Consider the following 22,708-nt stretch of genomic DNA (forward strand, 5'->3'; position numbering starts at 1 on the left):
TGTTCTTGGATGATTTGTGTTACAGATTTTTTCATAATAAACTGTGTTTTATAAATTTAATAAAATTAAATAAGGTGGATTACTAACCCACCTTATTTTATGTTTACACAGTTTTTTGGACACTGTCACAGAAAAGTAGTATTTTCGATATACACTAATTCATCTTAATCCTAAACTTACTATACAAGAGAGTTTTGATAATTAAAACTCCTATTATAGTTTTTCCATCTTTTATTCAATTTTTCTGATTGTAAATGCGCAGCATTTGGAGTTAAATAATCACAACTTACTTGTGGTCTCAATTCATTATATGATTTAAGACTATTATTAACTTTAATCTTTGTCTGATCAAAACCTAATGAGCTTTCATACAGGTTAAACTCCATTTTAATCATTCCATTAACCCTTTCTGCCATTGCATTTTCATAGGGATCACCTTTTTCGATCATACTTATGAGCAATAAATCTCTGATCTATAATTTCGCATCCAAACATCAATTTCCTAAACCATAAATTCTAGTAACTTCTTTTCTTGGTAAACCACTTTCAACTTTTTCTGTTTTTTTCATACACTTGCAATTTGTGTATAGCTAATTCAGGACAAGTCATATCCTTTAATCCTGAAATGACTCCAGACGAATTCAAATTTTGTTCTTTACTCAAATTAGGTTTTACAACAAAAGATATTACAGAATACAACAACCTTGCAATAAGAACTGTGCAAACAAGAAAAAGTAGATTAAGAAAAACCTTTGACATCTCTTCTGAAATCGATTTATACAAATGGATTGACGAAGTTTGAAGGATGAATGACATAGCTAAATCACCTCTATTTACAAGAAGTAAAAATATTTTATGTAAACAATATTCATAAACTTTAACACATTGATTTTTAAGTATTCATTCCAAAAATGAGACATTTTTCTTAAATTAGTATTTAAACGAATGAAATATGAAAATCTTATATACTTTATTTACAATTATTTGTTTATCGCAATTTAGCTATGCGCAATATTTTACTTTAACATCAAATGGATTTGTTTCATCTAAAGATAAAACTGATTATATCGTAATTGATAAACCAAATACCAAAAAAAATGAGTTATACAGAATTGTGTTGTCAGCCTTATCGAGTATGTACAAAGATCCAAAGAAAGTATTGAGTTTAGCCGAAAATGAAAGCATAACAATAAATGGATATGAGCAAGAAGCTTTAACTGTAAAACAAAAAATGAATTATATGCAAATAGGAAAGTCAAAGATTGAATATGACTTATCTTATTCGATTACAATTCTCTTTAAAGATGATAAAATTCGAATTAATCGACCTTCTTTTGAAGCAAGAAAGTGGAATTCGAGCATAGGAGATTATTATTATCTCGTATTGAATCCAACAAGCAAAAACAAAAATTCTATCTATAATAAAAAGAATGAAGTCGATTATCCTGATGCAGTAACTGGTTTGGAGAATCATTTTAATAAATTAATTCAAGAGATTTTAGATAAATCGAATAAAATTAATAATTGGTAAAAATTATAGAACCTCTCTATAGAAAATAAATTCAAAAATCTATTCTTTAGCCCATATATTTGTTCTCTTTTACCTATCCTACTCTACGATTTTTTTTGCTTTATTGGCTTTCGAATCATTCCTGCAATCATTAATCTTATTTTTTAGTTCGGTGTTTAATTCCCTTAAAATAAAAAAGCGAATCAAATGATTCGCTTTCATAAATTAAAAATTGTATGTAAAACTTAGATTAAAAGTTCTTCCACGTCCAGCGTAATAAAACAATTCTGGAACTTTATATGCACTATACAAAACTTGTGATTTTGCGCTCCAAATTGTTTGATAATCGGTATTAAAAATATTCTGAACACCTAAATTAATTTTACCAAAAGGTAATTTGTAAGCAACCATTAAATCTGATGTATTGTATGAATCGATCACATTTTCCAAACCATCTGTGTATTTGAAACTTTGTAAAGTTTGAAATCTAAAATTCCAATTATCAAATCCATAACCTGCATAAGCTGTAAATTTAGAAGGTCCAGAAGTTGAAACATCTTGTTTTTGCCAATCACCATTTTTCTCCACTTCAGATTTGATTAGCAATGTATTTGCTCCAACATAAAATCCTCCGTTCGTATAAGAAACCTCTGCTTCTACGCCCATATTTCTTAATTTTTGATCAACCACTTCTACCCAAAGATTTAGTCCATCACGTTTTAAAGCAATATTTTTGTCGGAATTACTGATAAATCCAGAGATTTGTCCTTTAAATCCATTATTTGTTCTGAAACGATAACCAAGTTCAAATTGTCCTGTTTTCACACCAGAAAGAGGAGAATCTTTTACATTCACACTCGAACTTAAATCCCAATTATTGGTTGCAGAATTAAATTTATAATTTCCATATCCATAAAATTTTGATGGATCAGCTAATGAAACTCCTTGTGAATAAGTTGTCCAAATTTGGTTCACTTCATTAATTTTATATAACAAACCAGCATTTAGCATCGTCATATTATAGCTACTTTTTCCACCTGGAATATAATCGGCACTGTTTCCATAACCATTAGCGATTTGCAATTGTTGAGTAGAACCAATAAAATCATCCAACTTAATTGAAATATCTTGGTAACGAATTCCTCCCGAAACTTTCAATTGGGGTAAAATATCATACTCAGCTTGCGCATATCCAGCAAAACTTGTAGAATGATTAGTTGGATAACGATCAATCGTTAAAACAGTGTGATTAATCATTCCTCCACTTGATAATGACTTCTGAGAATCAAATACATTTTGTTGACCTTCAAACTTTTCAAAATCAACATCTGCACCGTATGTTAATTTCAATTTTCCCCAATCTTTGACCAAAACAGCTTTTAGACCCGAATAATACGTATCCTGTTGAGAAGCCGACATATAAGGACTTGTCCCAGAAGGCAACGTTAAATTACCTGGGAATGGATAAAATCCTAATTTCTCGACACGAGAAGCAAATTGAACATACACATCTTGCCCTCCTAAAATATTAGTTCCATTATAACTCAATGTTCCCATTACACGCTCTGTTCCTGGATTTTTATCCGTATCAAAACCATCACGCATCTCCAAAACAGAAGCATCTCCTTTGGTTAAAACACTAATGTTTTCACCTAAATATAGACTACGATCTCCACTATATTTGGAACGATAATATTGCACAGATCCATTGATTTGATGATTCGGATTGAATTTATAACCTGCTGTTGCCAACACATCAATAGATTGATTATATTGTAAATCTAATTGCGAAATATCTGCAAATATTTGATCTCCATCTGCATCATAAGCTCCACCATTTTGTTGAAATGCAACAGCCAAACGTCCCGTAAATTTATCATTTTTGTAACCAATAGATTGAGCAACGCGCCAATCATGATCATCACTTCCTGAAAAACCTGTACGTAAACCAAGTTCTGTTTCGCCACTAATTCCATTTTTTAGTGCTTTTTTCGTCACAATGTTGACAATACCACCTGTCGCATTTCCGCCATAAATTGCGCTTGCACCAGATAAAACCTCAACTCTTTCGATATTAAACGGATCAATTGCATCTAATTGACGACTTATGTTACGGATACTGTTTAAAGAAACTCCATCTATCATCACCAGCATTGAACGTCCACGCATATTTTGACCATAATTTGATCTTCCTTGCGAACCAACATCCATCCCTGGAATCATAATCGCTAAAGCTTCTTTTAATGGAACACCATTTTTAGCTTGTTGTGCAATTTGTTCTTGATTGATCACCCAAACAGTTCCTGCCAAATCAGATATTTTAGTAGGTTTTCTTGAAGCAACTACCACAACATCATTCAAATCTGTGGATATACTATCATTCGTTTGGGCATATGACAGCGAGGCACTCCCCAATAAAATTGTTAAACAGATGATATTTTTTTTCATAGTGTGTTTTTAAATAATTTATATTTGCTGCAAATATAATTTTTATTTATTCTAAATTAATTTTTATTAATGAAAAAATATTTTCTCTTCTTTCACAAATGGTTTGGATTATTTACAGGTATTATTGTTTGTATTGTGGCAATAACAGGAGCTATATTTTGTTTTCAAGATGAAATAAAAGATACTCTTTTTGATTATAGAAAAGTCGAGATTGTTCATCAACCATTCATAAAACCAAGTAAAATTATCCATAAAGTACAAGACAAAAATCCTAAACATGTTGTGCTTCGAGTGATGTATATGGATAAAGATCGATCAACGGTTGTGATGACGATGGATGATAAAAAAGAATCTTACTTTGTGTATATTAATCCATATTCAGGGAAAATTTTACATCAAGAAAATATGAAACAAGATTTTTTCTTGGTGATACAATACATTCATATGAATCTTTTATTGGGTGATATCGGAAAAAATATAATTGGTTTTTCAACTGTTATTTTTATCATGATTATGATAAGCGGTTTAATTCTTTGGTGGCCCAAAAAGAGAAAACAAGCTAAAAATGGGTTAACGATAAAATACAAAGCAAAATGGAAACGTATCAATTATGATTTGCATAATGTACTGGGATTTTATGCTTTTAGTATTGCATTTATTGTCGCTTTATCAGGTATTGCATTTAGTTTCAAACCTGTTCGCAATTCATATATGCAAATCGTTAATCTTGGAAAATCATTTCCAAATGAAGAAAAAGGATATGTCTATCAACCTAAAAAAATGTTAGAAAACAATTACACTATTGTTGATTCTGCATATGCTTATAGTTTAAAAAATAGTCCAACAGCTTCTATGTATTGGATTTATTTACCCGTACCCGAAAAAAATCCTTTGGCCATAAGAGCGTATCATAAAAGTTTGCGTTATTATGCGGTTGACGAATATCAATTTGATTCGGAACAATTTCAGGTTTCTCAATTAATGAATGAGAATTTATCAAATGGTAAAAAGTTTGCAAACTCAATGTACGACATTCATACAGGACAAATATTAGGTTTATTTGGTAAAATATTAGCCTTTACTTCTTCAATAATTGTGGCAAGTTTACCTATTACAGGTTTTATAATTTGGCGAAATAAAAAACGGAAGCAGAAAAGAAAATAATTTTATTCAAACAATTGTTGAATAGATTATAAAATTTATTATTTCTATTAATTATATGTAAATTTTCAAACCAAATTATTACGCTAACATCTTAATACATTTTGTAAATTTGTGCTTCAAAAATAAGCGAATATGCAAGGACCAATTGGTGTTTTTGACTCTGGTTATGGAGGATTAACCGTTTTCAAAGAAATACAGAAAAAACTTCCGCAATACGATTATATCTATTTAGGTGATAATGCTCGTTGCCCTTATGGAATTCGCTCGTTTGAGACAGTTTATGAATACACCAAAGAATGCGTTTTTAAATTGTTTGATTTGGGATGTAACTTGGTTATACTTGCTTGCAATACAGCTTCTGCAAAAGCTTTACGAACAATTCAGCAAAATGATTTACCCGAAGGCAAAAGAATTTTGGGTGTTATACGCCCAACAACAGAATCGATAAATGAATACACAAAGAATAACAAAGTCGGAATTTTAGCTACACAAGGAACTGTTTTGTCTGAATCGTATAAAATCGAGATGAACAAATTTCATTCAACAATTGATGTTTTTCAATTGGCTTGTCCACTTTGGGTTCCTTTGGTTGAGAATAATGAAATTGATAGCAAAGCTGCGCACGATATTGTAGAAAAAGATATTCAACGCTTATTTGATCAATCATCCGAAATCGATACAGTTGTATTGGCTTGTACACATTATCCGCTTCTTCTTCCTGTTATTTCGCAATATGTACCAGAAAATGTAACAATTCTTTCGCAAGGAGAATTGGTCGCGAATAAATTAACTGACTATCTACATCGTCATCCCGAAGTAGAAACACAATGTTCAAAAAATGGGCATCTTACATTTTATACGACAGATGATGCGAAAAGTTTTGAAGCAAATACAACAATTTTTTATGGTCAGAAAATTACTGCTTCACATTTAGATGTTTAAAATATTTTTCCAGAAAATATACCAATAAAAAACCGAGCTAATGCTCGGTTTTTTTATTATGCTTTTGGACAAATTATGAAACTGCTTCTACATTCAGAATTTCATATTTTTTTGAGCCATCATTTGCTGGCCATTCAATTACATCACCAATTTTATAACCAATTGTTGCTAAACCTTCGTCCATTAAAATAGAATGACGATTCTTTTTCGGTTTTGCCTTTTCTGGGCTAACAAAATTTAATTGATATTCTTGATTTGAATTTAATTCTTTTATTGTTACTTTTTTCCCAACAGTCACAATATTATCAGCCAAATCTCTTCTCAAAATTTGTTCTGCATGACGCAATTCTTTTGTTAAGATATTTTCTTGTTCTGCTGTTACTTTTTTTCTTCTTAAATGGTCTTTAATTAAATCGTATAATCCTGTTGTTAAAATAATATTTGTTGTCATTTTGATAAATTCTTAGTTAAACTTTCAATCATTCGAAGAAGATTCTCTAAGACTCAAATATCAAATAACCGAAAATAAAATTCGCTAAAATTTGATACAAATCTCCTTACAGAAAATTGAAAATAATTGATAATTGAAAAAAATAGAAGGTTCCCTGTCTCGAGTCGTAACAGGGATTAGTTGATAAACTCTTTCGAGCTTCTTAAGAAAGTATCATCATGCAAATATGCCAACGACAAAAACAACCACAATTGGTTGTTTCTTCTATAGATGTCAATAAAATTTGCCATGAATTGATTCTAAAATGATTAATTCAAAGTTACGATATCTTTCTCAGTCTAAAAAATATAAACCTTTTAAGATTATTTCATTAATGTCATTTCAATAAAAAGAAACTTGAATTCAATTTCTGAAAAAACTGATAATCTTCATTTTCAAAATAAATAAAAACTGTCTAATTTTATAAAAATTTTAAGGAATTGAAATCTTACCTTTTCATACTAACTGTTGTTCTAATAACTTGTAGACCATTGCTACCTGTTATTGACTATTTGGTAAATTATGATAAGATTTCTAACGAATATTGTGTTAATATAGAGCGTCCAGAATTATTGTGTAATGGAGTTTGTTATCTGAAAGAACAAATTTCCAAGACTGTTAATGATGAACAAAATGATGATAATAAAATTCAAGTTTCTTTGCGTGCAATTGATTATTTTATTTATCAACCTACCTTCGAAATTAACACATTTACCTTCATAAAATCTATTGAAAAAATTTCGACTATCGAATTAGCTTTCGAAACTCAATATCAATTAGATCAACAACTTCAGCCTCCTATTTGATAAATAATTCTTGTTTATCAAATTATTATCTCATTAACATTTAATCAAGTTGACATTTCATATAAGATTTGTCAAAAGTTTCAATTGTTTATTGATTGCATTGTTCGTGCTTTTAATTGGTTTTCGTTCATTAATTCCTTTTACTGTATTCATTAGTACTCAGGAGAAGATTATTGATGAATATTGTATCAATAAAGAGCGACCAGAAATGCAATGTAATGGAAAATGTTATTTATCGAAGCAACTAAAAGAAACGGAACAAGAATCTAATTCGGTTTTAGTAAAGAATATTCGATTTGCAGAAATTTATATACATTTCGAATGCTTAGCTATTCCATTTATTCAAGATTTTATTGTAAAAATAAAACATCGATTCTTTTGGCAATCATCCTATTCTATCGATTGGGTTTTTAAATATCTAAAACCTCCAATTGTTTAATTAATAGAACAAATATCCAGTATTGGAGAACAATAATTGTTTTCCAACAGCATTCTTATTCAAAAAAATTAAACAATTATTACAATGAAAACAATCAAATATTTTTTAAACTTATCATTTATCGCATTACTTACTTTATTTACTTCCTGCAACAACGATGATGATTTCTCTGAAATTAAATCTACCGAAACAGGTAAAATTCAATTAAAGTTTGAAAATGGATTTGATAATTTGGGAGGAATTGTTTTAGATCAAACAACGCAAACCTCATCAAACGGACAAAAACATAAATTAACAACATTAAAATATATCATTTCTAACATCACATTAATTGATGAAAAAGGAAATGAATTTGATTATCATAAAAACGATCCAGACAAAGGCGCTTTTGTTATTAATCAAGATTCTGCTATAGCTAATGTCGTTTATTTAAATTTGGATAATATCCCTCAAAATAAATATACAAAAGTACGTTTCGGACTTGGTGTATCTCAGAAAGCTTATTTATTAGGACAGACTGGGCAAGCTACTTTTTGGGAAAAAGCAAAGAAAAATGGAATGACTTGGGCTTGGGCTGCTGGTTATGTTTTCTTTAAAATAGAAGGTTTTTATGGGAAAACTACTACTGACACTTTCTTCTTAACTCATACTGGAAATATGGGAGATATTAACAAAAATAATGTTCAAGATTTATATAGAGAAATAACAATAGATTTACCTACATCTGCACGAGTAACTTCTAAGATTAAGCCTTCTATTCATATTATGGCAAATTTGAATACCTATTTAAGTGGTGATCATAAATTGACTTTAGATGAGTCGAACAATAACATTATGGGATCTTCCAACTTTGCACAATTGGTCACAGAAAACATACAAAATATGTTTCGAGTTGATCATGTACATAACGACGAAAAAAATCAATAAAGTTTATAGCGGTGTTTTATAAACACCGCATAATTCTACAAACAATGAATAAAATAATAACAATTATTTTCAGTTTATTTATCTTGTTAAGTTGTAACGATGATGATATTGATTATGGACAGATCGTTGATGAACCTTATCAATTAGAAATTCCTTCTTATTTTCCTAAAATAACATTTGATACAGATAAATATCCGTTAACTAAGAATGGAGTTGAGTTAGGAAAAAAACTATTTTATGAAGGTCGATTATCTAGAAATAATACTATTTCATGTGCTTTTTGCCATATTCAAGAAAATGCCTTTACTCACCACGGACATCCTGTTAGTCATGGAATTGATGATCGATTAGGAATTCGAAATGCTCCTCCTATTCAAAATTTGGCATTTCTAAATCGATTTATGTGGGATGGCGTTATTCATGATTTAGCTCAACAACCAATTTCTCCTATTACAGCTGAAGAAGAGATGGATACTACTTTTCCCGAAATCATTAAGAAATTATCATCAGATTCTTCTTATCGAAAAATGTTTAAAAATGCTTTCGGAGATGATAAAATCGATGCAAATCGTATTCTCAGCGCATTAGGACAGTTTATGGCTTCAGTTGTATCAAAAGATTCTAAATATGATCAATATTTAAGGAAAGAGACAAATTTAACCGAAACCGAAAAAAAAGGTTTACAACTTTTTCAACAGAAATGTTCAAGCTGTCATAAAGGAACACTTTTTACAGATGAGTCTTTTCGAAATACAGGAATGTATTATAATAAACAATACAAAGATGGAGGTTTATATCGTGTTACATTAGATTCGACTGATTTTATGAAGTTTAGAGTTCCAAGTTTAAGAAATATTGAAATGACCAAACCTTATATGCACGATGGACGATTCTATAGTTTAGAAGCTGTTTTGAATTTTTATTCAGAAGGCATACAAAATGATAAAAATTTGGATTCTCAACTCAAACAAAATAATCGAATTGGAATTCCTATGACAGAAGAAGAAAAAAAGGCAATTATCTCTTTTCTAAAAACATTAACTGATTACTCATTTATTAATAACCCTGCTTATGCAGAATTTTAAATCTATTCAAATGAAATTATATATCAATTTATTTTTCGTTATATTATTTATACCCATTTCATTATTTGCTCATACAGATAATGATTCTATTGTAATCTCTCATTTATATGATTTAGAATTAGAATGTGATGCTTGCGGTTGTTCAGCAACTTCAACATCAAATGGAATTGAAAATCTTATAAATTCAAATTTCGTTGGTATTCGTTATCTACATCAATCTTATAAAGCTAAAGAAGATGCTTTTTCTAATAAAAGAACGCAAAAGCAACAATTCAATACCATTCAATTATGGGCAAGAATTCCAATAAATAATAGAATTGACATCAATGCTAGTATTCCTTACCATTTTCATAATAAAGAAGGTAAAAACTCTTCTTCTATTTCTGGTATTGGAGATTTAAATATGATGGGAATAGTTAAAGTCATTAAATCAAACACAAGTTCTAATGAGCTAAAACATGGATTAAGTGCTGCAATAGGTTTAAAAATTCCAATCGCAAAATTTAATCAAGCAAATGCTGAAACAACCAATCCAAGTTTTCAATTAGGTACAGGAAGTTGGGATACTCAGTTTGCAATAAATTACCAATTAGCTTTTAAGAATTCGACTTTACAATTAGTAACAGACTACAACTTGAAAGGAGAGAATAAGAAGAAATACAAATTTGGAGATCAATGGAATCAATTAATTCAATTACAACATCTTTTCATTAACAATGAATTAAAAATACTTGGAAAAGTCGGTTTTCAAAACGAACTTTATTATAAAAATGAACAATTTGGGGAGACGATTCCAAAATCTAAGGGAAAAGCTCAATTTGCGAAATTAGGATTAGAAGCAGCTGCTCGAAAGTTTAATTTTGGTATAGAATATTTTCAACCCATACTTTCTGATTTAAATTCGGGAGAAATCGAAGTAAAAAACAGAATAGGTTTCTTTTTTAATTACAATTTATTTCAATCTAAAAATCAATAACAATGAAAAAAATAGTAACATTAACATTCTTCATCATCTCTTTTTCAATTTTTGCTCAACAAAAACTAAAAGTAAAAGTTGTAAACGAGAAAGATCCTATTTGTGGAATGAATACCGCACAATTCTTAACAGATACCGCAATTTATCAAAAGAAAATTTATGGTTTTTGTAGTAAAAGCTGTAAAGTTGAATTCAAAAAAAATCCAAAAAAATACATGAAGAAAAAGTAAGAGTAAGAAAATAATTTGACAGTAATTGTACTTGATTCTAAGAAGAATTATTAAGCAACTACTGTCATTTTTATTTAAAATTGTTACTGCTTGATTAGTACTAGCTCTACTTCTACATTCGAATTTGATGTCAACATTTTTAAAATCTTTTTGAAAAACATATTATTTCACTAATGGTTTTTGATTCAATTTCCAATCAGCAATTCCTCCACTATAGTTTTCAACTTCAAAACCTTTCGATTCCAAAAAACTTTGTGCAATCGTTGCTCTATCTCCAGCTTGACAATGCAAGACAATTTTTTTAGTTGGATCTAATTCATTGTATCTTTTTGGTAAATAACCGACAAAAATATGCTTCGCTCCTTCGATATGACCTTCTTTAAATTCTGTTTCCCCTCTAACATCTAAAATCTGAACCTCATCATTTCCAATGTAATTTTCCATTGTATCTGCGTCGATTAAAATAGAAGATTCTAAAGAACTAAAATTACTCAACATATCTGTTGAAGTAATATAACCATAAACATTATCCAAACCAATTCGCATCAATTTTCGTGTCATTTCTTCTATTTCATCCTCTTCTACAATCAACACAATTGGTTCTTGATAATTTACCATCCAACCCATCCAAGTATTGAATGTTTTATTGTTTTGAATATTTAATGTTCCTGGTAAATGGATTTGAGAAAAATCTGTTTTGATACGCGCATCAATCACTTTCATTCCAAAATCTTTCGCTTTTTCAAATTCGATGTATGTTAATTTAGCCCATTTCGGAACTTCGATCAACAAAGGACGTTTTGTTTTATTCAGCTTTTTCATCATTGCAAAATAAGCTGGTGCTTCGGGTTGATCTGCCAATAAATAATCAACAAATCCTTTTTCATTCGAATCAAATTGCAACGCCCAATTTCTGATTTTCTCATAACCAACCGTCGTACTTGCTACAGCACCCAAAGCTTTTCCGCAAGCAGAACCTGCTCCATGTGCTGGCCAAACTTGTAGATAATCTGGCAATGCTTGAAATTTTTTCAACGATTCAAACATCTGCTTCGCTCCTACTTCTTTAGTACCAATTAATCCAGCTGCTTCTTCTAATAAATCTGGACGACCAATATCTCCTACAAAAACAAAATCTCCAGTAAAAATCATAACCGGTTCTTTCGTCGCAGGCGTATCTGTTAATAAGAAACTAATACTTTCTGGCGTGTGACCTGGTGTATGCATCACCTCAAAAATTAGATTTCCAACTTCTATTTTATCGCCATTTTTTAATCCGATATGTTCAAAATCGTATTGCCAATCTTCACCTCCTTCATCAGACAAATACATCTTTGCTCCTGTTACATAAGCTAACTCTTGGCTACCAGAAAGATAATCAGCATGAATATGTGTTTCTGCAATATGCGTAATTTTCAGCTTATTTTCTTCTGCTATTTTTAAGTATATATCAATATCTCTTTTTGGATCGATTACAATTGCTTCTCCTTTTGCTTGACAACCTACAAGGTAACTTGAATGTGCCAATGACTTTTCAAAAATGTGTTGAAAAAACATATGATAATATTTTTATGGTTTAACCTTTTCTAATTTGTTAAGCAAAGTTAAGTTGCTAAAAAAAAATCGACAGTAACCAATGTTACAGACTTAAAATAGAAAGAATAAAGATTTTAAAAATAATTTAAAACCAAAACCAAAGATAAAATGGAGATAAAAATCCAAAGTAAAATTCCGTATGATAAGGTTTTAAAACCTGCTTGTTTGATGGATTGTATGTTAATCAACGAGCCAATCATAAATAAAGCAACAACCATTTATTGTTTCGAAATTCCTTGTAAAATGTGATAAACTTTTTCGCCTTGAGGAAAATTAGTAGCGATAAGCATTGTTGCAATAAAACCAATAATAAAATAAGGAAATTTGTAAGAAGAGTTCTCTTTTTTGTTGAAATAACCAATTAATAAAGCCAACGGAAAAATCCATAATGTTCGGCTCAATTTCACAGTAGTTGCAACTTCTAAAGCTTGTTCACCGTATTGTTTGGCTGCACCGACAACAGAACTTGTATCGTGAATTGCAATTGCCGACCACAAACCAAATTGATATTGCGATAACTGAAAATAATGTCCAATAAACGGAAAAATCATTAATGCAATCGCATTCAACACAAACACAACTGCCATAGCAATGGTAATTTGATTCGCTTTTAGTTGTAAAACCGAAGAAATTGTGGCAATGGCACTTCCTCCACAAATAGCAGTTCCTGAAGTAATCAGCAGCGATGTATTCTTATTGATTTTTAATAATCGGTAGAATACAAATCCTAATGTAAAAACACTTAACACAGAAATAAAAGTGAGAAAAAATCCATCTTTACTTACCGAAACTGCCTCGTGAAGATTCAAACCTAACCCTAAACCAATGATTGCAATATTCAATAATTTCTTTGAATATCGTTTTGAGAATTCCCAAATTCATTCTGAAAAATTAAACCATAACCAATCCCTAAAAGTAACGCCACAGACGACTCTACAAAAGGAAAAAAAGTAAATAGCAACAATCCAAAATAAACTATACGGGCAATCATTTGTTTTATGAAATACAAAAACAAAAGTAATTGACCGTATCAAAATAGATTGTAACATTTGTTACAAATGATATTATTTTTATAAAATTTTCTATTATAAATTGTTTCAACAAAAAAAAAGGAAGCTTAACAATGCGCTTCCTTTTATATTTTTTAATAATTACTTACTTAATCGTGATTTCGTTTCTATTCAGTTGAAGGAAACCTTCCTTTTCTAAAGCTTTCAACAAACGAGAAATAACAACACGAGAAGTATTGAGTTCATAAGCAATTTCTTGATGCGTTTTTAACACAACTTTACCTTTATTGATACTTGCGACATCCAACAGATATTTTTTCAAACGTTCGTTCATATCATTAAAAGCTAAATTGTCAATCGCTACCAACATTTCCTCCATTCTATTATTGTAACTATCAAAAATAAAACGTCTCCACGATGGATATTTTGCCAACCATTCGTCCATTTTTACAATCGGAATCATCACCAGTTCTCCATCAGTTTCGGCAACAGCACGTATTTTACTTTGTTTATCACCCAAACAACACGCCATCGTCATAGCACATGTATCACCTTTTTCGAGAAAATACAACAACAATTCTCCTTCGTCAAAATCTTCGCGCATAATCTTGATTGCACCACTCAAAAGAATTGGCATTCCTTTGATAAATTGGTTCAAATCTATCATCACATCATTCGCTTTAAATTCTATCAAAGATCCTAATTCATCGATTTCATTCAATAATTCTTCCTCAAATTGATATGGATAAGTTGCTTCTATTTTCTCTTTTATCATGTTTAATGTGGGATTTTGTTTCTAATTTTTCCGTAAAGAAAGGTACCGATTAATGCACCTAAAATTGTAATTAAAATTGGATAAACTCCCGCGCCTAATAACACAAATATTGGTCCAGGACAAGCGCCAACTAAAGCCCAACCTAATCCGAAGAAAATTCCTCCGATCAAATAACGAGCAATTGATTTCGTTTTGGGTTGAATCACAATTTTTTCACCATCGATATCTTTTACTTCTTTCTTTTTCATCCATTGTATTCCAATCAAACCTACAACCAAAGCCGAACCAATAAATCCGTACATGTGGAAAGATTGAAAATTGAACATTTCGAAAATGCGAAACCAAGAGGCCGTTTCTGCCTTGTACATGGTTACACCAAAGATAACACCTAATATGATATAAACTAAACTTCTCATGAGATTAAAAAATTAAAGGAAACAAAACGTGAACCATCAAAAGTCCACCGATAAAAAAGCCGATAACAGCGATTAATGAAGGTAACTGCAAATCACTTAAACCTGAAATCGCATGTCCAGATGTACAACCACCAGCGTAGCGCGTTCCAAAACCAATTAATAATCCACCAACAAATAATAAAGCAATATTTTTAACAGACATCGTTTCAAAAATTTCGGTTGGAGAATATGCTTTTCCTGCACTTTCAAATCCCATTGCATTCAATTTTGCAATTGTAGCTTCTGAAATTTCAGGTATTTGATTATCTGATAAAAAATGTATCGAAACAAAACCTCCTATTACTGCGCCAACTAAGAATAATAAATTCCATTTTTGAGCTTTCCAATCAAACGAGAAAAAATCACATGATTTTCCTCCTCCCAAAGCTGAACAAATAGTTCTGAAATTTGATGAAAATCCAAAACTTTTTCCGAAATAAATCAATAAAAGCATTACAATTGCGATTATTGGTCCGCCAATATACCATGGCCAAGGTTGTAAGATAAATTCCATTTTGTATTTTTTCTAAAACGTGTACAAAGTTGGTAAATCAAAATTAAAATGAAAGTTACAAATGTTACAGTTTACTTAAGATATATTATTTCAAAAGCAATCCAAGAATTTTATACATTTGATCATTAATGAAAAAAATCAATAAACGAAAAGTTTTTAAACGAATGCTTTACTTCCTATTAAGTTTGATTGTAATTCTTGTAATTGCAACCTTCGCTATTCTACAAATGGATACTTTTGGTGCTGATGCAACTGGAAAACGATTGGAACGAATGAAACAATCGAAGTTGTATAAAAATGGACAATTTCAAAATATTCATCACACACCTGCATTTGCAGAAGGTTTTGATACCAAAAAAGTGATGTGGGATTTTTTCTTTGGTGCGAAAAATCCAAAACTCAATCCGAAAGATTCTATTCCGCATATTCAGACGGATATCAAATCTATTGATAAATCTGAAAATGTATTTATTTGGTTGGGACATTCGTCTTATTATATTCAATTGGATGGTGTTAATTTCCTAATCGATCCTGTTTTTAGTGATTACGGTTCGCCTTTACCAATTTTCAATAAAGCATTTAAAGGAGCAAATACGTATCACGCAAAAGATTTCCCAAAGATTGATTATTTGGTTATTTCACACGATCATTACGATCACTTGGATTATGAAACAGTGAAAGAATTACGTCCAAAAGTGGAGAAAGTGATTCTTCCGCTTGGAGTTGGCGCACATTTCGAGAAGTGGAATTATCTACCAGAACAATTAATCGAAGAAGAATGGAACACAAGCGTTTCATTAAAAAATAACTTAAAAATTACTTTTACACCAGCTCGTCATTTTTCTGGTAGAAAATTTAAACGAAATACAACACTTTGGACTTCTTATGTATTGGAAACACCTACGCAAAAAATATTTTTAGGTGGTGATAGCGGTTATGATACGCATTTCAAAGAAATTGGAGAAAAATATGGTCCGTTTGATTTTGCGATTCTAGAAAATGGACAATACAACGATGCTTGGAAATACATTCATGCTTTACCAACAGATTTACCTGCGATCATTACCGATTTAAAAGCTAAACATATTATTCCTGTACATGCTGCAAAATTTGCTTTGGCAAAACATGCTTGGGACGAACCTTTGGAAAAAATTATAGAGAATGGTAAGCAAAATAAGCTCGATATTTTGACGCCTATGATTGGTGAACCACTAAATTTGAACGATTCTGTCTTTCACTTCAAAGAATGGTGGAGGGATTAAAACATTTATTACCGAATAATATTCGAAATATTTTTTAAATCTTTAAACAATATTCGAAATTATTGATTTATAATAAGTTTATTCTGAATTATCTTCAGAAAACCATTTGTATTCCGTAATTTTGGCAACTGAAATTTAACTTTAAACAAAAAAATAAACAAAATGGAACTGAATAGAGAACGTCTATTGGAATTGGTGCAAAAATATGGTGCGCCCTTGTATGTATATGATGCGAACAAAATTAGATCGCAATATGAAAAGATGACAAATGCATTTTCTACAGTCAAACGTTTAAAGTTAAATTATGCATGTAAGGCGAACACAAATCTTAATCTTTTAAAGTATTTCAAATCACTTGGTTCAGGATTGGATACGGTTTCTATTCAAGAAGTAGAATTGGGATTAATGGCGGGTTTCAAGCCTAAAGAAATCATTTATACGCCAAATGGTGTTTCGTATGCTGAAATTAAAAAAGCAATTGATTTAGGTGTTCGCATCAATATCGATAACCTTTCTGTTTTAGAAACATTTGGTCAAGATTTTCCTAAATATCCAGTTTGTGTGCGTATTAATCCACATATTATGGCAGGTGGAAATGCAAATATTTCGGTTGGACATATTGATTCAAAATTCGGAATTTCTATTCACCAATTACCACATATCAAACGTGTTGTAGAAAATACAGGTTTACATTTGGACGGTGTTCATATGCACACAGGTTCTGATATTTTAGATATTGATGTTTTCTTGCAAGGAGCTGAAATTTTATTTGAAGTTGCAGCAGAATTCAAGAATTTATCTTACATCGATTTTGGATCAGGATTTAAAGTTCCTTACTATCCAGGCGCAGACGAAACAGATATTGAATATTTAGGTGAGCGTTTATCTGCTCGTTTTAATGAATTTGAGAAAGCGTACGGAAAACCTTTGACATTAATGTTCGAGCCAGGAAAATATATGGTTTCTGAGGCAGGATCTTTCTTAGCGACTGTAAATGTTGTGAAACAAACAACTTCTACTGTTTTTGCTGGAATTGATACAGGTTTCAACCATCTAATTCGTCCGATGTTTTACAGTGCTCATCACGAAATTGAAAATATTTCGAATCCAGAAGGTCGTAGCCGTTATTACACAGTTGTGGGATACATTTGTGAAACAGATACATTTGGATCGAATCGTAAAATAAATGAAATTAGCGAAGGAGATGTGTTGTGTTTCCACAATGCGGGAGCATATTGCTTCTCGATGGCTTCGAACTACAATTCGCGTTTCAAACCTGCAGAAGTCTTATTAATTGACGATAAGGATTATTTAATTCGTCGTCGCGAAACAATTCAAGATTTAATCGCAACAACAGAGGATATAAAATTCTAAGCTCAGAATTTTTATATATTTTTATAGTATTTTAAAGCTCAATCCAAGGATTGGGCTTTTTATTTCCCTAACTTCAGAGGTTTGCTAAAAAATATATCATGTATAACACTTCTTACTAAATTTTGTTCATATGTTTTTGAATCATCATATTCGTAAGGAATTCATTTCTCAACTGGCTTTAAAGGAGAAACATCTTGTTGTTGATTTGTATAATTTTTGATATAATCTTGCATCAATTCATTGTTCTTTTCAAGTGATAAATCTTGTGAATATTTAAAATCAAAATATCCAGATTGTTGAGCAAAATTCATCAACAATTTATTTTTTAAATTATCATTCTGAGCAACTTCTTGCGCAAAAAGAGCAATTGGAAAAAGAAAGAATAAAAGTGGTTTCATTATCAATCATTTACTTTTTTAAAGTTATGAAAATATTTTGAAGATATAATCTATCCAATTTTAAAAACTTTACAATGACATTCGTCTTATGCAATTCGAAATGAATTAAATACTTTTGCCTCAAAGTTAGTATATGGAAGAAAAAAAAGACAAACGAAGTACCTCTCAAAAATTAATAGACGATGCTTTCTTCCTATTTTTGATGATTCTTGGAGCTTTTTGTGTGTTAATAATACTTGTTGTTGTCTAAAAAATGAAATTGTTTGATACTTATTTTAGTTTCTATATTCTGAGTTGGATTTTCATCAAACTTACACGAATTTATTCCATAGAAATTGAGTATCTCAACCATTATTTGACAGATATTTTTGCCGTTCCTGCAATGACACATTTGGGAAGTTATATCATTTCGAAAGTAAAATACAACAATCAATTATATATTTACCCTACAAGTTATTTGGTCATTACAGCGTTCGTTCTCAGTTTTTTGTTAGAATTTCTTATGCCAAAATTTTCTTCAAATTACACAGCAGATATATTGGATGTTGTCTGCTATTTTATCGGAATTATTTTTTATTTAAAATTCCATAAGCCTTATCTCTTAAAAAATGAGCATAAGATTATTGAATATTAAATTTCTTCAAAAACTTATAAATTTCTTGATTTGCTCCATAGATTACCAATACATCATCTTTTGTAATTACTGTATTTGATGTAGGAAAACCTTGTACTTCTGGAACAATTTTATATTGACCTAAAAAACTAGCTTCTTCTTTGTTTTTAATAATTGTCATTACCAAAATATTATGTTGCTTTTTGAATTGGATTTCATCAAATGTTTTTCCAACCAATTCATTTGGTGTTACAACCTCTATAATGCTAAACTCTTTGTTTAATTCAAAAGAATCTACAACTCCTTTCACATTTAGTTTTTTTGTCCAACGTTCTGCAGATTCAGCTTCGGGTCGAATAATTTCTGTAACTCCAATTGCTTGCAAAACATTTTCGTGTAAAGAATTGATAGAACGACTAATCAAACGTTTTACATTTTTATTTTTAAAAATAGCAGTAGCCATAATATTGGCACCTTCATTTTCCCCAATACTTACAATTACAATATCTGTATTATTTAGTGGTAATTTATTAATTGATAATTCATCTGTTGCATCTAAACAAATGGTATAGGATAACTTATCTTTCAAAGCTTCAACACGTTGAATATTATTGTCAACACCGATAATTTCGTGACCAAGCTTTACCATTTTCTTACCAAGCGCCGCGCCGAAATTTCCTAAACCTATAATTATTATTTTCATAATTTTCTTTTAAATTAAAATATCATCTGATGGATAACGATAATTTGACGAAACCGTTTTCTTGAAAAAAGCCATCAAAATTGTAATCATCGAAACACGACCAATAAACATCATTGTAATGACAACAATTTTACTAGGATCGGATAATGTTGGTGTTAAATTTAAAGATAAACCAACTGTTGAATATGCCGAAAAAGCTTCGAATGCAACATCAATGAGATGCAAATGATTATCAAATTTAGTAATCAAAAATATTCCTGTTCCAATCACTAAAAAAGATAAGGTCATTGTAGCAAAAGCTTTCTGTACATTGATCGGATTTAATTCTCTTTTATAAATTTCAATCTTATTTTTTCCGCGTGCAATATTAATAAAATTAAGAATTGCAATTGCAAAAGTACTCGTTTTAATTCCTCCTCCTGTTGATGCTGGTGAAGCACCAATCCACATTAACAAAATAACCAAAAGTATGGAAGAGAATTGTAAGTGAGAAAAATCGATATTATTAAAACCTGCTGTACGAGGCGTTATGGCGACAAATAAAGCCGAAATAAATTTACCAAAACCATGATGTGGACCTAATGTCAAATAATATTCTTCGAAGAATAAAATGATCGTAGAAATAATTAATATGACTAATGAAGTTATTAAATTTACTTTAGAACTTAACGAAAAAACCCAATTCTTACGATTATTCTTGTTGTGAATAATTTTTGAGATTAATTTTCGAATTAAATAATCCACATAACGCAAAATATTAATCAAGATAGGAAAACCTATTCCTCCTAAAAAAATCAAAGTGATTAGAACTGACTGAAAACCATAATTGTGTACAAATCCTTTGTTCATCAAACCGTTGGGCAAAGTCGAAAAACCAGCGTTACAAAAAGCCGAAACCGAATGAAAGATACTGAAAAATAATTTGTCTACAATACTAATATTATATGGTGCAATCGAAATATAAATTAAAGCCGCACCTACTAATTCGATTCCAAAAGTTAAATAAATAATCTTTTTTACAAACGAAAAAACTTCACTCAAAGAATCATTATTAGCAATACTTCCCAAGGCAATTTGATTCTCATAAGAGCTATTTCCTTTGAAAAAATAAGCAATATATCCGGCAAAAGTCAAAATTCCTAAACCTCCTGCTTGAATGAGTAACATCAAAATAAAATGACCAACTGGCGTGTACGTGACATAGGTATCAACAGACGTTAAACCCGTTACACAAACGGCGCTTGTAGACGTGAACAATGCATCTAGAAAAGAAATTGGATGATAAGTTGCTTTTGGTAACATCAATAAACACGCTCCGCCAAAAACTAAAATGAAAAAACTGAAAATAAATAGTTGCGGCGGCGTAATAACTGATCGTTTGAATGTAAAATTAGGCGTAGCAATTTCTCGAATTAATTTTAGTACAATCGCAAATTGCAAATATTTACTAACAAAAAACCAACTATAATCGGTGACTTGAATTTTAATACAATAAAGAATAAACAAAATACTTAAAATATCAAAAATGATGACTCTCGGAATAATTTTTTCTTTAAAGTAGATATATTTGAGAATAGTTCTCAGAATTCCGATTGACAAAAGTATTATAAAAAATATATTGATATAAAGTTTATAAACAACCGGAAATCCAAATCCAAACATCACTAACAATGCAATAATTGCGAGGATGTAAGAAATTGAAAGTAGTATATTAAAAAACTTGTTATTGACTAAAAATCGAAACATAGTTTTACTTCATTTAATAAAAAACAAATTTATAATTATGTTTGCTTTTTACAAGTTTTTCATTATTTTATTACTCTGTTTTAAAAATTTTCATTCTGCCAACCATAAAAACCATAATCAATCCAAAGCAAGCAAATAAAGCATAAGAGTATCTCAAATCAAAAGCTTCTGCAATATAACCAATCAGCGGTGGTCCCATCAAAAATCCTAAAAAAGATATACTAGAAACCATTGCCAATGCAACACCTGGGTTAACATTTTTGTTTTTACCTGCTACACTATAAACCGTTGGCACATTACACGCAACGCCCAATCCAACCATCATAAATGCAATTGTACACACAATAAATTGAGGAAAAAATACCGAAAGCATCAAACCAGAAAACATCAAAATGCCACTAATTTGCATCACGCGTTGTTTACCATATTTACTGATAAAATAATCACCAACAAAACGTCCTGTCGCCATCATCACCATAAACGATGCATAACCAACGACAACCAAATTCTGCGGCGCTTTTACAATATCTTGAAAATAAACACCACTCCAATCGAACATCGCACCTTCTGTTGCCATGCTCAAAAAACCAATAATTCCCAATTGAACCAAAACTGTATCTGGTTTAGAAAAAATAGATTTCTTTTCCTTTGTTGGAGCTGGCGTAGAATCGACTAAATATTTTTTATTAATGAACCAACTCAAAATGATTAAGCCATAAATAATCACAAAATGATAAAATGTATTCACATGCAAATTCATCATCAATAATCCAATCAAAGCACCTGTAAAACCAGCTATACTCCACGCACCATGAAAAGATGACATAATTGATTTACCGTATATTTTTTCCACTTCAACCCCTTGCGTATTCACCGAAATATTGCACATATTTCCGATTACTCCAAAGAAAAATAATACAGCTCCCAATTGATAAAAGTTCTGAGCTAAACCAATACAACAAAGAATGAAAGGATAAATTAAAACAACAATTCGCAAGACATTTTTACTTCCAAATTTTGCTACTAATTTTCCTGAAAGTGCCATTGTACATAATTGGCCAATCGGCATTAATAGCAACAAAGTTCCTAATTGTCCTTCTGAAATTCCTAAATCTGATTTGATTGTCGGAATACGACTTGCCCATGAAGAAAAGGCTAAACCTTGCGAAAAAAAGAAAAGCGAAACAGCTAAACGAATGCGATTTTTTTGAGTTGATGATAATTCTGTTGATGAATGCATGGCTA

25 protein-coding genes are annotated in these 22,708 nt (G+C 30.5%); 13 read left to right on the top strand and 12 right to left on the bottom strand.

All coding sequences use genetic code 11. From position 1 onward, the window contains the following. Positions 1–179: 179 nt before the first annotated feature. Positions 180–449, bottom strand: a complete 270-nt coding sequence (locus G0Q09_RS08245; RefSeq protein WP_257468126.1) for an integrase core domain-containing protein — start codon at positions 447–449, stop codon at positions 180–182. 176 nt (positions 450–625) lie between these two features. On the opposite strand from G0Q09_RS08245, the gene G0Q09_RS08250 reads away from it, so the two are divergent. Then, positions 626–802 (top strand): helix-turn-helix transcriptional regulator, encoded by a 177-nt coding sequence (locus G0Q09_RS08250; RefSeq protein ID WP_219034530.1) that lies wholly within the window; start codon positions 626–628, stop codon positions 800–802. Between the two features lie 150 nt (positions 803–952). Beyond that, on the top strand, positions 953–1,531 hold the full coding sequence (locus tag G0Q09_RS08255) for a DUF4468 domain-containing protein (protein WP_219034531.1): 579 nt from the start codon (positions 953–955) through the stop codon (positions 1,529–1,531). A gap of 204 nt (positions 1,532–1,735) precedes the next feature. On the opposite strand, the gene G0Q09_RS08260 is transcribed toward G0Q09_RS08255, so the two are convergent. After that, complete coding sequence (locus G0Q09_RS08260; protein ID WP_219034532.1) at positions 1,736–3,958, bottom strand: TonB-dependent receptor; 2,223 nt, start codon at positions 3,956–3,958, stop codon at positions 1,736–1,738. A gap of 69 nt (positions 3,959–4,027) precedes the next feature. Here G0Q09_RS08260 and G0Q09_RS08265 point away from each other — a divergent pair, with 69 nt between their 5' ends. Further along, on the top strand, positions 4,028–5,122 hold the full coding sequence (locus tag G0Q09_RS08265) for a PepSY-associated TM helix domain-containing protein (protein ID WP_219034533.1): 1,095 nt from the start codon (positions 4,028–4,030) through the stop codon (positions 5,120–5,122). 132 nt (positions 5,123–5,254) lie between these two features. Beyond that, positions 5,255–6,064 carry a glutamate racemase gene (gene murI, locus G0Q09_RS08270; RefSeq protein WP_219034534.1) on the top strand — a complete coding sequence of 270 codons (810 nt, stop codon included), beginning with the start codon at positions 5,255–5,257 and terminating at the stop codon, positions 6,062–6,064. Between the two features lie 73 nt (positions 6,065–6,137). Here murI and G0Q09_RS08275 read toward each other — a convergent pair whose 3' ends face one another. Then, entirely contained in the window at positions 6,138–6,515 is a 378-nt protein-coding gene (locus tag G0Q09_RS08275) for a GreA/GreB family elongation factor (RefSeq protein ID WP_125350614.1), read from the bottom strand. Positions 6,516–7,045: 530 nt separating this feature from the next. Between G0Q09_RS08275 and G0Q09_RS08280 the strand changes: the two genes are divergently transcribed. The 6 genes from G0Q09_RS08280 (at position 7,046) to G0Q09_RS08305 (ending at position 11,017) form a co-directional block, all read left to right on the top strand. Then, positions 7,046–7,360, top strand: coding sequence for a hypothetical protein (locus G0Q09_RS08280; RefSeq protein ID WP_219034535.1), 315 nt, complete (start codon positions 7,046–7,048; stop codon positions 7,358–7,360). A gap of 91 nt (positions 7,361–7,451) precedes the next feature. Then, complete coding sequence (locus G0Q09_RS08285) at positions 7,452–7,799, top strand: hypothetical protein (protein WP_219034536.1); 348 nt, start codon at positions 7,452–7,454, stop codon at positions 7,797–7,799. Positions 7,800–7,883: 84 nt separating this feature from the next. After that, a complete protein-coding gene (locus G0Q09_RS08290; protein ID WP_219034537.1) occupies positions 7,884–8,726 on the top strand; it encodes an MbnP family protein in 843 nt (280 codons plus the stop codon). A 44-nt stretch (positions 8,727–8,770) separates the two neighbouring features. Then, on the top strand, positions 8,771–9,811 hold the full coding sequence (locus tag G0Q09_RS08295; RefSeq protein ID WP_219034538.1) for a cytochrome-c peroxidase: 1,041 nt from the start codon (positions 8,771–8,773) through the stop codon (positions 9,809–9,811). A gap of 10 nt (positions 9,812–9,821) precedes the next feature. After that, positions 9,822–10,787 carry a hypothetical protein gene (locus G0Q09_RS08300; RefSeq protein WP_257468129.1) on the top strand — a complete coding sequence of 322 codons (966 nt, stop codon included), beginning with the start codon at positions 9,822–9,824 and terminating at the stop codon, positions 10,785–10,787. Between the two features lie 2 nt (positions 10,788–10,789). Continuing rightward, a complete protein-coding gene (locus G0Q09_RS08305; protein ID WP_114999320.1) occupies positions 10,790–11,017 on the top strand; it encodes a YHS domain-containing protein in 228 nt (75 codons plus the stop codon). Positions 11,018–11,179: 162 nt separating this feature from the next. Here the strand turns inward: G0Q09_RS08305 and G0Q09_RS08310 are convergent, their stop codons facing one another. The 5 genes from G0Q09_RS08310 to G0Q09_RS08330 all read right to left on the bottom strand — a co-directional run bounded on the left by G0Q09_RS08310 (position 11,180) and on the right by G0Q09_RS08330 (position 15,367). Then, positions 11,180–12,574 (bottom strand): MBL fold metallo-hydrolase, encoded by a 1,395-nt coding sequence (locus G0Q09_RS08310; protein ID WP_219034540.1) that lies wholly within the window; start codon positions 12,572–12,574, stop codon positions 11,180–11,182. A gap of 257 nt (positions 12,575–12,831) precedes the next feature. Then, a complete protein-coding gene (locus G0Q09_RS08315) occupies positions 12,832–13,491 on the bottom strand; it encodes a YeiH family protein (RefSeq protein ID WP_371875734.1) in 660 nt (219 codons plus the stop codon). A 277-nt stretch (positions 13,492–13,768) separates the two neighbouring features. Next, complete coding sequence (locus G0Q09_RS08320) at positions 13,769–14,398, bottom strand: Crp/Fnr family transcriptional regulator (RefSeq protein WP_219034541.1); 630 nt, start codon at positions 14,396–14,398, stop codon at positions 13,769–13,771. A gap of 2 nt (positions 14,399–14,400) precedes the next feature. Next, positions 14,401–14,814 (bottom strand): YeeE/YedE family protein, encoded by a 414-nt coding sequence (locus G0Q09_RS08325; protein WP_114999314.1) that lies wholly within the window; start codon positions 14,812–14,814, stop codon positions 14,401–14,403. A 4-nt stretch (positions 14,815–14,818) separates the two neighbouring features. Then, positions 14,819–15,367 (bottom strand): YeeE/YedE family protein, encoded by a 549-nt coding sequence (locus G0Q09_RS08330; protein WP_114999312.1) that lies wholly within the window; start codon positions 15,365–15,367, stop codon positions 14,819–14,821. Positions 15,368–15,495: 128 nt separating this feature from the next. Here G0Q09_RS08330 and G0Q09_RS08335 point away from each other — a divergent pair, with 128 nt between their 5' ends. Further along, the gene (locus G0Q09_RS08335) at positions 15,496–16,629 is read left to right on the top strand and encodes an MBL fold metallo-hydrolase (protein ID WP_180906036.1); all 1,134 of its coding nucleotides are present in this window, start codon (positions 15,496–15,498) and stop codon (positions 16,627–16,629) included. Between the two features lie 162 nt (positions 16,630–16,791). After that, positions 16,792–18,003, top strand: coding sequence for a diaminopimelate decarboxylase (gene lysA / locus G0Q09_RS08340; protein WP_180906035.1), 1,212 nt, complete (start codon positions 16,792–16,794; stop codon positions 18,001–18,003). A 161-nt stretch (positions 18,004–18,164) separates the two neighbouring features. Here the strand turns inward: lysA and G0Q09_RS08345 are convergent, their stop codons facing one another. Further along, positions 18,165–18,401: a hypothetical protein gene (locus G0Q09_RS08345; RefSeq protein WP_219034542.1), complete on the bottom strand. Its 237-nt coding sequence runs from the start codon at positions 18,399–18,401 to the stop codon at positions 18,165–18,167. A 253-nt stretch (positions 18,402–18,654) separates the two neighbouring features. On the opposite strand from G0Q09_RS08345, the gene G0Q09_RS08350 reads away from it, so the two are divergent. After that, a complete protein-coding gene (locus G0Q09_RS08350) occupies positions 18,655–19,035 on the top strand; it encodes a hypothetical protein (protein WP_219034543.1) in 381 nt (126 codons plus the stop codon). Here G0Q09_RS08350 and G0Q09_RS08355 read toward each other — a convergent pair. The 3 genes from G0Q09_RS08355 to G0Q09_RS08365 form a co-directional block, all read right to left on the bottom strand. Continuing rightward, positions 19,022–19,717 carry a potassium channel family protein gene (locus tag G0Q09_RS08355; RefSeq protein WP_135836030.1) on the bottom strand — a complete coding sequence of 232 codons (696 nt, stop codon included), beginning with the start codon at positions 19,715–19,717 and terminating at the stop codon, positions 19,022–19,024. The genes G0Q09_RS08350 and G0Q09_RS08355 overlap by 14 nt on opposite strands. A gap of 9 nt (positions 19,718–19,726) precedes the next feature. Then, positions 19,727–21,157 carry a TrkH family potassium uptake protein gene (locus G0Q09_RS08360; protein ID WP_257468131.1) on the bottom strand — a complete coding sequence of 477 codons (1,431 nt, stop codon included), beginning with the start codon at positions 21,155–21,157 and terminating at the stop codon, positions 19,727–19,729. A 376-nt stretch (positions 21,158–21,533) separates the two neighbouring features. Continuing rightward, the gene (locus tag G0Q09_RS08365) at positions 21,534–22,703 is read right to left on the bottom strand and encodes an MFS transporter (RefSeq protein WP_219034545.1); all 1,170 of its coding nucleotides are present in this window, start codon (positions 22,701–22,703) and stop codon (positions 21,534–21,536) included. Positions 22,704–22,708 lie beyond the last annotated feature (5 nt).

This window comes from Empedobacter falsenii, from assembly GCF_019308355.1.
In the GTDB taxonomy this organism is placed as follows: Bacteria; Bacteroidota; Bacteroidia; order Flavobacteriales; family Weeksellaceae; genus Empedobacter; species Empedobacter falsenii_B.

Excerpts from the sequence above, each read along its gene's own strand:
- G0Q09_RS08325 (WP_114999314.1), bottom strand. The coding sequence starts at position 14,814 with ATGAGAAGTTTAGTTTATATCATATTAGGTGTTATCTTTGGTGTAACC.
- G0Q09_RS08355 (WP_135836030.1), bottom strand. The coding sequence starts at position 19,717 with ATGAAAATAATAATTATAGGTTTAGGAAATTTCGGCGCGGCGCTTGGT.
- G0Q09_RS08255 (WP_219034531.1), top strand. The coding sequence starts at position 953 with ATGAAAATCTTATATACTTTATTTACAATTATTTGTTTATCGCAATTT.
- murI (WP_219034534.1), top strand. The coding sequence starts at position 5,255 with ATGCAAGGACCAATTGGTGTTTTTGACTCTGGTTATGGAGGATTAACC.
- G0Q09_RS08310 (WP_219034540.1), bottom strand. The coding sequence starts at position 12,574 with ATGTTTTTTCAACACATTTTTGAAAAGTCATTGGCACATTCAAGTTAC.
- G0Q09_RS08330 (WP_114999312.1), bottom strand. The coding sequence starts at position 15,367 with ATGGAATTTATCTTACAACCTTGGCCATGGTATATTGGCGGACCAATA.
- lysA (WP_180906035.1), top strand. The coding sequence starts at position 16,792 with ATGGAACTGAATAGAGAACGTCTATTGGAATTGGTGCAAAAATATGGT.
- G0Q09_RS08300 (WP_257468129.1), top strand. The coding sequence starts at position 9,822 with ATGAAATTATATATCAATTTATTTTTCGTTATATTATTTATACCCATT.
- G0Q09_RS08290 (WP_219034537.1), top strand. The coding sequence starts at position 7,884 with ATGAAAACAATCAAATATTTTTTAAACTTATCATTTATCGCATTACTT.
- G0Q09_RS08365 (WP_219034545.1), bottom strand. The coding sequence starts at position 22,703 with ATGCATTCATCAACAGAATTATCATCAACTCAAAAAAATCGCATTCGT.
- G0Q09_RS08245 (WP_257468126.1), bottom strand. The coding sequence starts at position 449 with ATGATCGAAAAAGGTGATCCCTATGAAAATGCAATGGCAGAAAGGGTT.
- G0Q09_RS08250 (WP_219034530.1), top strand. The coding sequence starts at position 626 with ATGACTCCAGACGAATTCAAATTTTGTTCTTTACTCAAATTAGGTTTT.
- G0Q09_RS08295 (WP_219034538.1), top strand. The coding sequence starts at position 8,771 with ATGAATAAAATAATAACAATTATTTTCAGTTTATTTATCTTGTTAAGT.
- G0Q09_RS08305 (WP_114999320.1), top strand. The coding sequence starts at position 10,790 with ATGAAAAAAATAGTAACATTAACATTCTTCATCATCTCTTTTTCAATT.
- G0Q09_RS08275 (WP_125350614.1), bottom strand. The coding sequence starts at position 6,515 with ATGACAACAAATATTATTTTAACAACAGGATTATACGATTTAATTAAA.
- G0Q09_RS08335 (WP_180906036.1), top strand. The coding sequence starts at position 15,496 with ATGAAAAAAATCAATAAACGAAAAGTTTTTAAACGAATGCTTTACTTC.
- G0Q09_RS08265 (WP_219034533.1), top strand. The coding sequence starts at position 4,028 with ATGAAAAAATATTTTCTCTTCTTTCACAAATGGTTTGGATTATTTACA.
- G0Q09_RS08350 (WP_219034543.1), top strand. The coding sequence starts at position 18,655 with ATGAAATTGTTTGATACTTATTTTAGTTTCTATATTCTGAGTTGGATT.
- G0Q09_RS08320 (WP_219034541.1), bottom strand. The coding sequence starts at position 14,398 with ATGATAAAAGAGAAAATAGAAGCAACTTATCCATATCAATTTGAGGAA.
- G0Q09_RS08345 (WP_219034542.1), bottom strand. The coding sequence starts at position 18,401 with ATGAAACCACTTTTATTCTTTCTTTTTCCAATTGCTCTTTTTGCGCAA.
- G0Q09_RS08260 (WP_219034532.1), bottom strand. The coding sequence starts at position 3,958 with ATGAAAAAAAATATCATCTGTTTAACAATTTTATTGGGGAGTGCCTCG.